Annotated in this window: 6 protein-coding genes, 1 tRNA gene and 5 rRNA genes (1 of these 12 running past the window's edge); all 12 read left to right on the top strand. The window is 40.4% G+C overall.

What is annotated here, in order from left to right; translation table 11 throughout:
* A 23S ribosomal RNA gene (locus tag KTC92_RS12055) occupies nt 1-1,811 on the top strand; it begins 1,115 nt to the left of the window's first position.
* Between the two features lie 85 nt (nt 1,812-1,896).
* Nucleotides 1,897-2,013, top strand: a 5S ribosomal RNA gene (gene rrf / locus KTC92_RS12050).
* An 8-nt stretch (nt 2,014-2,021) separates the two neighbouring features.
* Nucleotides 2,022-2,098 (top strand) — tRNA-Ile (locus KTC92_RS12045).
* Between the two features lie 450 nt (nt 2,099-2,548).
* Nucleotides 2,549-3,958, top strand: a complete 1,410-nt coding sequence (gene ltrA / locus KTC92_RS12040) for a group II intron reverse transcriptase/maturase (protein ID WP_258280593.1) — start codon at nt 2,549-2,551, stop codon at nt 3,956-3,958.
* An 891-nt stretch (nt 3,959-4,849) separates the two neighbouring features.
* A 16S ribosomal RNA gene (locus KTC92_RS12035) occupies nt 4,850-6,367 on the top strand.
* Nucleotides 6,368-6,659: 292 nt separating this feature from the next.
* Nucleotides 6,660-9,585, top strand: a 23S ribosomal RNA gene (locus KTC92_RS12030).
* An 85-nt stretch (nt 9,586-9,670) separates the two neighbouring features.
* Nucleotides 9,671-9,787, top strand: a 5S ribosomal RNA gene (gene rrf / locus KTC92_RS12025).
* Together the 16S, 23S and 5S rRNA genes form the textbook arrangement of a ribosomal RNA operon.
* Nucleotides 9,788-9,954: 167 nt before the next feature.
* A complete protein-coding gene (locus KTC92_RS12020) occupies nt 9,955-11,415 on the top strand; it encodes an IS1182 family transposase (RefSeq protein WP_220287894.1) in 1,461 nt (486 codons plus the stop codon).
* 561 nt (nt 11,416-11,976) lie between these two features.
* The gene (gene ltrA / locus KTC92_RS12015; protein ID WP_258280593.1) at nt 11,977-13,386 is read left to right on the top strand and encodes a group II intron reverse transcriptase/maturase; all 1,410 of its coding nucleotides are present in this window, start codon (nt 11,977-11,979) and stop codon (nt 13,384-13,386) included.
* A gap of 264 nt (nt 13,387-13,650) precedes the next feature.
* Nucleotides 13,651-13,935 carry a Tn3 family transposase gene (locus KTC92_RS12010; RefSeq protein WP_216304604.1) on the top strand — a complete coding sequence of 95 codons (285 nt, stop codon included), beginning with the start codon at nt 13,651-13,653 and terminating at the stop codon, nt 13,933-13,935.
* A gap of 156 nt (nt 13,936-14,091) precedes the next feature.
* Nucleotides 14,092-14,916: a MerR family transcriptional regulator gene (locus KTC92_RS12005; RefSeq protein ID WP_220287887.1), complete on the top strand. Its 825-nt coding sequence runs from the start codon at nt 14,092-14,094 to the stop codon at nt 14,914-14,916.
* Nucleotides 14,917-14,937: 21 nt separating this feature from the next.
* Nucleotides 14,938-15,075, top strand: a complete 138-nt coding sequence (locus KTC92_RS12000) for a hypothetical protein (RefSeq protein ID WP_220287889.1) — start codon at nt 14,938-14,940, stop codon at nt 15,073-15,075.
* The last annotated feature ends 10 nt before the right edge of the window (nt 15,076-15,085 follow it).

The following is a 15,085-nucleotide window of genomic DNA, read 5'->3' as shown; positions in this document are numbered from 1 at the left end:
ACTCATTTAAAGAGTGCGTAATAGCTCACTAGTCAAGAGATCCTGCGCCGAAGATGTCCGGGGCTAAAACTTACCACCGAAGCTATGGGTGTACACAATTGTGTACGCGGTAGAGGAGCTTTCTGTACTGGCTGAAGTCATACCGTAAGGAGTGGTGGACGGTACAGAAGTGAGAATGTTGGCATGAGTAGCGAGAGTTAAGTGAGAATCTTAACGGTCGAAAACCTAAGGTTTCCTGAGGAAGGCTCGTCCTCTCAGGGTTAGTCGGGACCTAAGCCGAGGCCGAAAGGCGTAGGTGATGGACAATCGGTTGATATTCCGATACCACCAATGGACGTTATTAGAAATGGGATGACGCAGGAGGATAAGATGTGCACACTATTGGATGTGTGTCTAAGCATTTAGGCGGAGCAAGCAGGCAAATCCGTTTGCTCTTAACGCTGAGATGTGATGGGGAAGGGAATTTATTCCCGAAGTATCTGATTCCACGCTGCCAAGAAAAGTCTCTATCGAGGATATTGGTGCCCGTACCGCAAACCGACACAGGTAGGTGAGGAGAGAATCCTAAGACCATCGGAAGAATTGTTGTTAAGGAACTCGGCAAATTGACCCCGTAACTTCGGGAGAAGGGGTGCCTACGTAAGTAGGTCGCAGAGAATAGGCCCAAGCAACTGTTTAGCAAAAACACAGGTCTCTGCTAAAGCGAAAGCTGATGTATAGGGGCTGACGCCTGCCCGGTGCTGGAAGGTTAAGGGGATTACTTAGCGCAAGCGAAGGTATGAACTTAAGCCCCAGTAAACGGCGGCCGTAACTATAACGGTCCTAAGGTAGCGAAATTCCTTGTCGGGTAAGTTCCGACCCGCACGAATGGCGTAATGATTTGGGCACTGTCTCAACAACACATCCGGCGAAATTGTAGTGCAAGTGAAGATGCTTGCTACCCGCGATTGGACGGAAAGACCCCGTAGAGCTTTACTGTAGCTTAGCATTGAATTTCGGTATTGTCTGTACAGGATAGGTGGGAGACTGAGAAACATGGGCGTCAGCCTGTGTGGAGTCATCCTTGGGATACCACCCTGACAGTACTGAGGTTCTAACTGGAGGCCATGAATCTGGTCACAGGACATTGTTAGGTGGGCAGTTTGACTGGGGCGGTCGCCTCCAAAAAAGTAACGGAGGCGCCCAAAGGTTCCCTCAGCGCGGTTGGAAATCGCGCGAAGAGTGCAAAGGCAGAAGGGAGCCTGACTGCGACACTTACAAGTGGAGCAGGGACGAAAGTCGGGCTTAGTGATCCGGTGGTACCTCGTGGGAGGGCCATCGCTCAACGGATAAAAGCTACCTCGGGGATAACAGGCTGATCTCCCCCAAGAGTCCACATCGACGGGGAGGTTTGGCACCTCGATGTCGGCTCGTCGCATCCTGGGGCTGAAGTAGGTCCCAAGGGTTGGGCTGTTCGCCCATTAAAGCGGCACGCGAGCTGGGTTCAGAACGTCGTGAGACAGTTCGGTCCCTATCCGTCGCGGGCGTAGGAAATTTGAAGGGAGCTGTCCTTAGTACGAGAGGACCGGGATGGACAAACCTCTGGTGCACCAGTTGTCACGCCAGTGGCATCGCTGGGTAGCTATGTTTGGAAGGGATAAACGCTGAAAGCATCTAAGCGTGAAGCCCACCCTGAGATGAGATTTCCCATAACTCGCACGTAAGTGCGGTGTTAGTAAGACTCCTGGAAGACCACCAGGTTGATAGGTTAGAGGTGTAAGCATGGTAACATGTTCAGCTGACTAATACTAATAAGTCGAGGGCTTGACCTAAATAATTAGAAATAACGCGAAGCTTCGGACGTAAGGAAGAAGACTAATTCACTGTGCAATTTTCAGAGAATATTTATATTCTCAATCTGGTGATTATGGCATGAAGGTAACACCCGTTCCCATACCGAACACGAAGGTTAAGCTTCAATGCGCCGATGGTACTGCAGGGGTGACCTTGTGGAAGAGTAGGTTGTCGCCAGGTCAATACATGGATCTTTAGCTCAGCTGGTTAGAGCTACCGGCTCATAACCGGTCGGTCCGGGGTTCGAGTCCCTGAAGGTCCACCAAATAACAGTCCTATTAGGACTGTTATTTTTATTGTGCGCCCGGCATGGGCGCAATCTAATGGGTGAAAGTCCCTAGCACGGGTTAATAGTGCCAAGTGCATAGCTTAAGACAAGGGTGTCCATCGTGAGATGGAATCTGAAGGAAGTTGGCGGCCAAACTCCGGTCTGACGAACAGAAACTACATATAAGGCATATGCTTGTGGGTAAGTTTGCAATACAAAACGAAGCCCAAAACTATTCGAAACAAGTGGTGTAAATGTAGCAGATAGATGGAGTGAAAGATTGCGTTCTTACCCGGGGAGATCTGATAGGTAAGTTGTGGATATGAATTTAGAAATAACAACCCATACAGTGATGTATGGCTGAACTATCAGAAGTCAGCAGACGTCATAGTACCATGCAAAACGCGTTAGCGTGGGAAGGACTGAACAATAGGAGGTTTTGGAATTTTGAAGGATACGAGAAAATATGATAAAAGCAGACAACTTCATAAAGAAGGCTCTCTACGAGAGAATAGAGTGGAACTCGAAGGTAATGTAGAAGTGCATAGTATTTCCTCTATGTCAGAAGAAGGAAGAAACGATGTGAATGAATATGATAATGGTTTACTCGAGCAGATATTATCGAGAGATAATATGAATAAAGCATATAAAAGAGTAAAAGCCAATAAAGGAAGTCATGGGATTGATGGTTTGACAGTAGATGAACTTCTACATTATCTAAAAGAGCATGGACAAGAATTAAGGCAATCATTATTAGAAAGTAGATATAGACCTCTAGCCGTAAGAAGGGTAGAAATACCAAAACCTGACGGTGGAATTAGGCTACTTGGAATACCTACTGTATTAGATAGAGTTATTCAACAAGCGATATCACAAACTCTAATACCAGTATATGAAAAGAAATTTTCTGATAATAGTTACGGTTTTAGACCTTTAAGAAGTGGAAAACAAGCTGTTGAAAAATGTAGGGGATATATTAATGCTGGACATACATGGACGGTGAATATAGACCTTTCTAAATACTTTGATACGATAAATCATGATAAATTAATAAGGATACTATCGGAAGATATTAAAGATAGTAGAGTAATTTCTCTGATACGAAAGTATCTACAAAGTGGAGTGATGATAAATGGGGTATTTATGAATACAGAAGAAGGAGCACCTCAAGGCGGGCCTTTGTCCCCATTATTAAGTAACGTAATGTTACATGAACTCGATGTAGAACTAACAAAACGAGGACTAAACTTTTGTAGATATGCTGATGATGCGAATATATACGTCAAAAGTGAGAAATCAGCAAATAGAGTAATGAAGAGTATTACGAGATTTATTGAGGAAAAGTTAAAGCTTAGAGTGAATAAAGAAAAGAGTACAGTAGATAGACCTTGGAAACTTAAATTTTTAGGATTTTCATTTTACCGGGCAAAAGGTGAATACAGAATGAGAGTTCCTCAAAAACCTATAATCAAATTCAAAGCAAAGCTAAAAGAATTAACTTCAAGAAGTAATGCGATGAGCATGAAATATAGGTTTATGAAACTTAAGCAAGTGATAGTTGGATGGATAAATTATTTTGCTATTGCAGACATTAAAAGTATTCTTAAAACACTTGATGAATGGTTAAGGCGAAGAATTAGAATGTGTTTTTGGAAACAATGGAAAAAGATTAAAACAAAATATGGGAACCTTGTTAAATTAGGAATACCAAACAATAAAGCTTTGCAATATGCAAATACAAGGAAAGGCTATTGGAGAACATCCAATAGCCCTATATTAAACAAAACATTGACCAATAAATACCTTAAAAATATAGGATTAGTTTCTATATCTGAGACATATTTATTAAAACATTAATTTCTATTGAACCGCCGTGTACCGAACGGTATGCACGGTGGTGTGAGAGGTCGCTAAATAAATTAATTATTTAGCTCCTACTCGATTCACTAAAAATAATGGAGCTAATATATAGTTACATAATATTAAAAATGATATGGTTTTATTAACATAAATAGGCGAACACTTGTGGATAATGTGAATTCATTTGACATAACTGTTAATATTAAATGCAATATATTTATGAAAGTGAAGTTATAAAGCTAAGTTTAATATTTGAAATTTATATTTATTTATATTGAAAAAAGATTTACATATAATATTTATGTAAATCCTTTTTTTATTGAAGGATGGTATATTTCAAAAAATAATACAATCATACATATATTAATTTATATGGTTAGCTAATTATGAAATATATAGTAAAATATTTTTTTAACAAACGTTACTAAAGCAAAAATCACGCAGACACCTATTCACGTGTGTCAGCATAGTTAATTATTAGATTATTAGAGTAATATATAGCAAATTAATAATAATTCTATTATATAAATGGTAGGTTAAGTATAGAATTTTATTATTATGATAGAATACTCCTTGTAGTCACGAACGAGTAACTATAAAGATTGATAAGTTAACATTTAATATTCTAAAATGTTTAAAAGAAATGTTGACAAAATAAGAAATACCTAGTAATATAGTAGAAGTCGTCACATGATGACAAAGTAAATTGGTCTTTGAAAATTAAACAGAGAAATAGGTAAAGATAGCGAAATAATATTTCGCTAAACCAGTTAATTACTTTAGTATAAAGTAAAATTTAGTCGTAAGACTAAAAGTATGTAATGAGCTTGCGTAACAACTTAACAGTTGTCGCAGATTAATCATTTCAACTAAAAAAGTGTAAACTTTTAAATTGAGAGTTTGATCCTGGCTCAGGACGAACGCTGGCGGCGTGCCTAACACATGCAAGTCGAGCGATGAAACCTTTCGGGGTGGATTAGCGGCGGACGGGTGAGTAACACGTGGGTAACCTGCCTCAAAGAGGGGAATAGCCTCCCGAAAGGGAGATTAATACCGCATAATATGTTTTGGTCGCATGATCGAAACATCAAAGGATTTTTCTTCGGAAAATTCCACTTTGAGATGGACCCGCGGCGCATTAGCTAGTTGGTGAGGTAACGGCTCACCAAGGCGACGATGCGTAGCCGACCTGAGAGGGTGATCGGCCACATTGGAACTGAGACACGGTCCAGACTCCTACGGGAGGCAGCAGTGGGGAATATTGCGCAATGGGGGAAACCCTGACGCAGCAACGCCGCGTGAATGATGAAGGCCTTCGGGTTGTAAAGTTCTGTCTTCTGGGACGATAATGACGGTACCAGAGGAGGAAGCCACGGCTAACTACGTGCCAGCAGCCGCGGTAATACGTAGGTGGCAAGCGTTGTCCGGATTTACTGGGCGTAAAGGATGCGTAGGCGGACATTTAAGTCAGATGTGAAATACCCGAGCTTAACTTGGGTGCTGCATTTGAAACTGGGTGTCTAGAGTGCAGGAGAGGTAAGTGGAATTCCTAGTGTAGCGGTGAAATGCGTAGAGATTAGGAAGAACACCAGTGGCGAAGGCGACTTACTGGACTGTAACTGACGCTGAGGCATGAAAGCGTGGGGAGCAAACAGGATTAGATACCCTGGTAGTCCACGCCGTAAACGATGAATACTAGGTGTCGGGGGTCGAACCTCGGTGCCGCCGTTAACACATTAAGTATTCCGCCTGGGGAGTACGATCGCAAGATTAAAACTCAAAGGAATTGACGGGGGCCCGCACAAGCAGCGGAGCATGTGGTTTAATTCGAAGCAACGCGAAGAACCTTACCTAGACTTGACATCCCCTGCATAACCCAGAGATGGGCGAAGTCCTTCGGGACAGGGTGACAGGTGGTGCATGGTTGTCGTCAGCTCGTGTCGTGAGATGTTGGGTTAAGTCCCGCAACGAGCGCAACCCTTATCATTAGTTGCTACCATTAAGTTGAGCACTCTAGTGAGACTGCCCGGGTTAACCGGGAGGAAGGTGGGGATGACGTCAAATCATCATGCCCCTTATGTCTAGGGCTACACACGTGCTACAATGGTGAGTACAAAGAGATGCAAGACCGCAAGGTGGAGCCAAACTCAAAAACTCATCCCAGTTCGGATTGTAGGCTGCAACTCGCCTACATGAAGCCGGAGTTGCTAGTAATCGCGAATCAGCATGTCGCGGTGAATACGTTCCCGGGCCTTGTACACACCGCCCGTCACACCATGAGAGTTGGTAACACCCGAAGTCCGTGAGGTAACCGTAAGGAGCCAGCGGCCGAAGGTGGGATTGATGATTGGGGTGAAGTCGTAACAAGGTAGCCGTAGGAGAACCTGCGGCTGGATCACCTCCTTTCTAGGGAGTAGATGTATTGACTTCGGTCGATGCAATAGAAGAATATTAATTTGTTCTTCAAAAATATCTATTGTAATTAATCGTACCTAGTTCTCTGTTTAATTTTGAGAGACTAATTTTATCTAACTCTTAGGAGTTAGATAATGAATAGTTTTTCTTAAAATGTTCTTTGAAAATTGCACAGTGAAAAAAGTTGTTTTAAAAAAATTAAAACTACGCAAGTAGTTTATAAATTGATTTAATACAATTTCGCAAAATTAATATAACCGTCTATGTAAATAGACAGAATCAAGGTCAAGCTACAAAGGGCGCATGGCGAATGCCTTGGCACTAGGAGCCGAAGAAGGACGCGTTAAGCTGCGATAAGCTTTGGGTAGGCGCAAATAGCCTGTGATCCAAAGATTTCCGAATGGGGGAACCCACATAGTAACAACTATGTACTGCATACTGAATAAATAGGTATGCAGAGGTAGACCCGGGGAACTGAAACATCTAAGTACCCGGAGGAAGAGAAAGAAACATCGATTTCCTAAGTAGCGGCGAGCGAAAGGGAAAGAGCCCAAACCCAGGTCTTTGATCTGGGGGTTGAGGATAGATCATAAATACTGCAATTCCTTAATTGAAGATAGCTGGAAAGCTGCTCCGCAGAAGGTAATAGGCCTGTAAATGAAAAGGAAAAACAGTCAGATCTAATCCAGAGTACCACGAGACACGTGAAACCTTGTGGGAAGCTGGGAGGACCACCTCCCAAGGCTAAATACTACCTAGTGACCGATAGTGAAGAAGTACCGTGAGGGAAAGGTGAAAAGAACCCCGGAAGGGGAGTGAAATAGAACCTGAAACCGTGTGCCTACAACCGGTCGAAGCACTTTATATGTGTGACGGCGTGCTTTTTGTAGAACGAGCCAACGAGTTACGATATGTAGCAAGGTTAAGTACTTAAGGTACGGAGCCGAAGGGAAACCAAGTCTGAATAGGGCGCATAGTTGCATGTCGTAGACCCGAAACCGGGTGACCTATCCATGGCCAGGATGAAGCGGAAGTAAAATTCCGTGGAGGTCCGAACCACGTTGGTGTTGAAAAACCATGGGATGAGCTGTGGATAGCGGAGAAATTCCAATCGAACTCGGAGATAGCTGGTTCTCCTCGAAATAGCTTTAGGGCTAGCGTCGATTAATTGAGTAATGGAGGTAGAGCACTGAATGGGCTAGGGGCTGACAACAGTTACTGAACCCTATCAAACTCCGAATGCCATATACTTTTATTTCGGCAGTCAGACTGCGAATGATAAGATCCGTAGTCAAAAGGGAAACAGCCCAGACCATCAGCTAAGGTCCCAAAGTGTAAGTTAAGTGGAAAAGGATGTGGGATTTCTAAGACAACTAGGATGTTGGCTCAGAAGCAGCCACTCATTTAAAGAGTGCGTAATAGCTCACTAGTCAAGAGATCCTGCGCCGAAGATGTCCGGGGCTAAAACTTACCACCGAAGCTATGGGTGTACACAATTGTGTACGCGGTAGAGGAGCTTTCTGTACTGGCTGAAGTCATACCGTAAGGAGTGGTGGACGGTACAGAAGTGAGAATGTTGGCATGAGTAGCGAGAGTTAAGTGAGAATCTTAACGGTCGAAAACCTAAGGTTTCCTGAGGAAGGCTCGTCCTCTCAGGGTTAGTCGGGACCTAAGCCGAGGCCGAAAGGCGTAGGTGATGGACAATCGGTTGATATTCCGATACCACCAATGGACGTTATTAGAAATGGGATGACGCAGGAGGATAAGATGTGCACACTATTGGATGTGTGTCTAAGCATTTAGGCGGAGCAAGCAGGCAAATCCGTTTGCTCTTAACGCTGAGATGTGATGGGGAAGGGAATTTATTCCCGAAGTATCTGATTCCACGCTGCCAAGAAAAGTCTCTATCGAGGATATTGGTGCCCGTACCGCAAACCGACACAGGTAGGTGAGGAGAGAATCCTAAGACCATCGGAAGAATTGTTGTTAAGGAACTCGGCAAATTGACCCCGTAACTTCGGGAGAAGGGGTGCCTACGTAAGTAGGTCGCAGAGAATAGGCCCAAGCAACTGTTTAGCAAAAACACAGGTCTCTGCTAAAGCGAAAGCTGATGTATAGGGGCTGACGCCTGCCCGGTGCTGGAAGGTTAAGGGGATTACTTAGCGCAAGCGAAGGTATGAACTTAAGCCCCAGTAAACGGCGGCCGTAACTATAACGGTCCTAAGGTAGCGAAATTCCTTGTCGGGTAAGTTCCGACCCGCACGAATGGCGTAATGATTTGGGCACTGTCTCAACAACACATCCGGCGAAATTGTAGTGCAAGTGAAGATGCTTGCTACCCGCGATTGGACGGAAAGACCCCGTAGAGCTTTACTGTAGCTTAGCATTGAATTTCGGTATTGTCTGTACAGGATAGGTGGGAGACTGAGAAACATGGGCGTCAGCCTGTGTGGAGTCATCCTTGGGATACCACCCTGACAGTACTGAGGTTCTAACTGGAGGCCATGAATCTGGTCACAGGACATTGTTAGGTGGGCAGTTTGACTGGGGCGGTCGCCTCCAAAAAAGTAACGGAGGCGCCCAAAGGTTCCCTCAGCGCGGTTGGAAATCGCGCGAAGAGTGCAAAGGCAGAAGGGAGCCTGACTGCGACACTTACAAGTGGAGCAGGGACGAAAGTCGGGCTTAGTGATCCGGTGGTACCTCGTGGGAGGGCCATCGCTCAACGGATAAAAGCTACCTCGGGGATAACAGGCTGATCTCCCCCAAGAGTCCACATCGACGGGGAGGTTTGGCACCTCGATGTCGGCTCGTCGCATCCTGGGGCTGAAGTAGGTCCCAAGGGTTGGGCTGTTCGCCCATTAAAGCGGCACGCGAGCTGGGTTCAGAACGTCGTGAGACAGTTCGGTCCCTATCCGTCGCGGGCGTAGGAAATTTGAAGGGAGCTGTCCTTAGTACGAGAGGACCGGGATGGACAAACCTCTGGTGCACCAGTTGTCACGCCAGTGGCATCGCTGGGTAGCTATGTTTGGAAGGGATAAACGCTGAAAGCATCTAAGCGTGAAGCCCACCCTGAGATGAGATTTCCCATAACTCGCACGTAAGTGCGGTGTTAGTAAGACTCCTGGAAGACCACCAGGTTGATAGGTTAGAGGTGTAAGCATGGTAACATGTTCAGCTGACTAATACTAATAAGTCGAGGGCTTGACCTAAATAATTAGAAATAACGCGAAGCTTCGGACGTAAGGAAGAAGACTAATTCACTGTGCAATTTTCAGAGAATATTTATATTCTCAATCTGGTGATTATGGCATGAAGGTAACACCCGTTCCCATACCGAACACGAAGGTTAAGCTTCAATGCGCCGATGGTACTGCAGGGGTGACCTTGTGGAAGAGTAGGTTGTCGCCAGGTAAGAAAAAAACCGCTAAGTTATACGAGGCCACTGAAAAACTATATGAAAAATCGTCATCTAATTAAAGATGGCGATTTTTTTATATAAAAGACTAAAAAACAAAAAGGAATTTTAAAAGATATGTCGAATTAGTATAGTAGAATAAAATAAAAGGGGCTAAACTATTATGCTAAAAGGACAATTGGAAATAAAAATAAATACATACCATAGCTTATATTCGTTAATTATTCCGAAAGATAACATTTTAAAGCAAATTAATGACCTTGTTGACTTTTCATTTGTTTATGACGAATTGATGATTAACTATAGTTCATCTATGGGTAGAGGTGCTATTAACCCCATAATGCTATTTAAATATTTACTTTTGAAAGTAATATATGAATTGTCTGATGAAGATGTTGTTGAAAGAACTCTTTATGACATGTCCTTTAAATATTTTCTAAATTTAGCCCCAGAAGAAACAAATTTAATAAACTCAAGTACACTAACTAAATTTAGAAAGCTTCGCCTTAAAGACATGAATTTATTGGATTTATTAATAAACAAGACTGTAGAACTTGCTATAAAAGAGGGAGTTTTAAAAAGTAAAGCAATAATAGTTGATGCTACGCATACCAAGTCACGTTATAACCAAAAGTCAGCAAGCGAGGAATTATTGAAACGTGCAAAAAACTTAAGAAAAACATTGTACGGAGTACATCCTGGTATTAAAGAAGAGTTACCTAATAAAGTTACAACTGGAGTACTTGAAGATATTCTTGAGTACTGCAAATTATTAATTGATACCATAAACGAGAAGCCAGAAACTGCAGCAAATCCAGCTGTGAAAACTAAATTAAACTACTTAATGGAAGCTATTAATGATGACTTAGAAAATCTAAAAATATCAAAAGATGAGGATGCAAAAGTGGGGCATAAAACTGAGGATAGTTCTTTTTTTGGATATAAATCACACCTTGCTATGAGTGAAGAACGTTTAATTACAGCAGCTGTTATTACAACTGGCGAAAAAAGTGATGGAAAGGAGCTCATAACCTTAATAGAAAAAAGCCGTGAGGCTGGTATAGATGTAAATGAAGTAATTGGAGATACAGCTTATTCTGAAAAGAAAAACCTAGAATATACAAAAGAAAATAAAATTGCATTAATTTCAAGACTAAATCCTGTAATTTCACAAGGAATGCGAAAAAAAGAAGATGAATTTGAGTTTAATAAAGATGCTGGTTTATTTGTATGTCCGGCAGGTCATATGGCTATTAAAAAAGCAAAACAGGGAAAGAAGAATGTTGGTAAAAATCAAGTGCTAACCTACTATTTTAATGTAGAAAAGTGTAAAAATTGTGTTCATAAAGATGGGTGTTATAAAGAAGGCGCTAAATCTAAAACTTATTCAGTTTCAATAAAGTCAAATACTCACAAAGATCAAATAGAGTTCGAAAAAAGTGAATATTTTAAAAAACGAGCTAGGGAACGTTATATGATAGAGGCTAAAAACAGTGAACTTAAGCACCAACATAGCTATGATGTAGCAATATCGTCAGGCTTAATTAGCATGCAAATGCAAGGTGCATTATCAATCTTCACTGTGAATCTAAAGAGAATAATTAAGTTGAAAAGCATGAAATAGGGCTTTTAAAACTTAATTATAAAATAAAAAGCATGAGATATCCAAAATATGAATATCTCATGCTTTTTCTATTCAAGCTTGAAAACTCTACTAAATAAAGAGTGCTTTTTTCAGCGGCCTCAGTTATACTTAGCGGTTTTTATTGTGCGCCCGGCATGGGCGCAATCTAATGGGTGAAAGTCCCTAGCACGGGTTAATAGTGCCAAGTGCATAGCTTAAGACAAGGGTGTCCATCGTGAGATGGAATCTGAAGGAAGTTGGCGGCCAAACTCCGGTCTGACGAACAGAAACTACATATAAGGCATATGCTTGTGGGTAAGTTTGCAATACAAAACGAAGCCCAAAACTATTCGAAACAAGTGGTGTAAATGTAGCAGATAGATGGAGTGAAAGATTGCGTTCTTACCCGGGGAGATCTGATAGGTAAGTTGTGGATATGAATTTAGAAATAACAACCCATACAGTGATGTATGGCTGAACTATCAGAAGTCAGCAGACGTCATAGTACCATGCAAAACGCGTTAGCGTGGGAAGGACTGAACAATAGGAGGTTTTGGAATTTTGAAGGATACGAGAAAATATGATAAAAGCAGACAACTTCATAAAGAAGGCTCTCTACGAGAGAATAGAGTGGAACTCGAAGGTAATGTAGAAGTGCATAGTATTTCCTCTATGTCAGAAGAAGGAAGAAACGATGTGAATGAATATGATAATGGTTTACTCGAGCAGATATTATCGAGAGATAATATGAATAAAGCATATAAAAGAGTAAAAGCCAATAAAGGAAGTCATGGGATTGATGGTTTGACAGTAGATGAACTTCTACATTATCTAAAAGAGCATGGACAAGAATTAAGGCAATCATTATTAGAAAGTAGATATAGACCTCTAGCCGTAAGAAGGGTAGAAATACCAAAACCTGACGGTGGAATTAGGCTACTTGGAATACCTACTGTATTAGATAGAGTTATTCAACAAGCGATATCACAAACTCTAATACCAGTATATGAAAAGAAATTTTCTGATAATAGTTACGGTTTTAGACCTTTAAGAAGTGGAAAACAAGCTGTTGAAAAATGTAGGGGATATATTAATGCTGGACATACATGGACGGTGAATATAGACCTTTCTAAATACTTTGATACGATAAATCATGATAAATTAATAAGGATACTATCGGAAGATATTAAAGATAGTAGAGTAATTTCTCTGATACGAAAGTATCTACAAAGTGGAGTGATGATAAATGGGGTATTTATGAATACAGAAGAAGGAGCACCTCAAGGCGGGCCTTTGTCCCCATTATTAAGTAACGTAATGTTACATGAACTCGATGTAGAACTAACAAAACGAGGACTAAACTTTTGTAGATATGCTGATGATGCGAATATATACGTCAAAAGTGAGAAATCAGCAAATAGAGTAATGAAGAGTATTACGAGATTTATTGAGGAAAAGTTAAAGCTTAGAGTGAATAAAGAAAAGAGTACAGTAGATAGACCTTGGAAACTTAAATTTTTAGGATTTTCATTTTACCGGGCAAAAGGTGAATACAGAATGAGAGTTCCTCAAAAACCTATAATCAAATTCAAAGCAAAGCTAAAAGAATTAACTTCAAGAAGTAATGCGATGAGCATGAAATATAGGTTTATGAAACTTAAGCAAGTGATAGTTGGATGGATAAATTATTTTGCTATTGCAGACATTAAAAGTATTCTTAAAACACTTGATGAATGGTTAAGGCGAAGAATTAGAATGTGTTTTTGGAAACAATGGAAAAAGATTAAAACAAAATATGGGAACCTTGTTAAATTAGGAATACCAAACAATAAAGCTTTGCAATATGCAAATACAAGGAAAGGCTATTGGAGAACATCCAATAGCCCTATATTAAACAAAACATTGACCAATAAATACCTTAAAAATATAGGATTAGTTTCTATATCTGAGACATATTTATTAAAACATTAATTTCTATTGAACCGCCGTGTACCGAACGGTATGCACGGTGGTGTGAGAGGTCGCTAAATAAATTAATTATTTAGCTCCTACTCGATTGTGTGCCTGAAATTGGCGCTTACTTGTCGGTGAAAGTCCGATGCGGGGGAATGGTACCAACCGTTAGATTAAGACAAGGGTGTCCACCGTGAGGTGGAATCTGGAGGAAGTCGGCAGCAAAACTCTGGATAGAAAATTGTAGGGGATATATCAATGCTGGATATACATGGGCAGTAGATATCGATATACTGCCAACATAAACAGCCCTATGCTAAATATTGGGGAAATGGCAGTACTTCGTCGTCAGATGGTGTAAGAGTTAAATCGGCAATTGAAGCTTTAAATGAATGCTATAACCCTCATTATGACTTAGAGAAAGGTGTGACAATGTACTCAGCTGTAAGTGATCAGTATTTAAGATTTGGAATAGGTATTATAAATACAAATTCAAGAGATGCAATTCATATAGTTGATATAATTCTCAACTATAAAATAGAACTTGAGATTGAAGAACTAGAGTAAAGTAATTAGGAGCAGGCAGATTATTTAATAATCTGGCTGTATTCATAGTAACAGAAACTATTTATTTTTTATAAGTGTAATTGACTTTAACCTTAGGGGAAGGTTTATTATTGTATTTGAGGATAGATGAATATGAAAGGAGGATGAGTTGGATTTATGCTTTCAATTGGAGAGTTTTCGAAGATATGTCAAGTGTCCACCAAGACACTTAGGTATTATGCAGAGATTAGTCTAATTAATCCGGAAGAAATTAATCCAGAGAATGGATATCGATATTACTCTATAAAACAGTTAGAAACAATGCTTCTTATTAAGCGTTTAAAATCGTATGAAATTTCATTAGAAGAAATAAAAACCCTTTTACAATTAGAAAAAGATCAGTTTGAAGAAAAATTAATAGTGTTGTTGAATAAAAAGAAATATGATATTCAAGCAAAGGTAACAGCCTATGATATAATGCTGCAACAACTAAGTAACGATATACAAAATCTTCAAAAAGGTGAATCTGTATTTAGCAATATAAAAGATTTAGATATTATGCTTGTAGAAGTACCGGCTATGTATATTTTATCAATTCGTAAATTAGTAAGTATAGAAGAATGCAATTTAGGATATGACGTATTTTTTAATCAATTGTATAAAAGAATAGCAGAAGATGGTCTTACAATGATAGGTCCGCCAATGACAATATATCATAGTGAGGAATATTTATTTGAAAGGTATGATATTGAATTTGCAATTCCAATTAAAGAATATGTCACCGGTACAAAAGATTTTAATCCGGGATTGTGCATTAAAACCCGACTTAAAGGAGCCTATTCAGAAATTACTTCAGTATATGCAAAGCAACATGAATGGGTAGAACAAGAAAGATATTGTGTGGCAAAACCTCCATTTGATGTTTATGTAACAAATCCTCTGGAAACTGAGAGACCGAAAGAGTTTATCACAGATGTGTATTTACCCGTGAAGAAGGTTTGATTAATGTGAGGAGGAAATAATGTGTTTAAAAAAGAATACTTTCATGGTGATCTAGAAGAATTAATAGCAAAGAAATATAAAAATATAGCAGGTATTGTTGTTGTGAAAGATAGCAACACGATTTATGAAAATTATTTCAATGGTTATTGTATATGTTAATCTAAAACTA

Source organism: Clostridium sp. CM027, assembly GCF_024730565.1.
In the GTDB taxonomy this organism is placed as follows: domain Bacteria; phylum Bacillota; class Clostridia; order Clostridiales; family Clostridiaceae; genus Clostridium_AD; species Clostridium_AD estertheticum_B.
The sequence above is the reverse complement of the archived record's forward strand: the minus strand, read 5'-3'. Positions and strand labels throughout refer to the sequence as shown.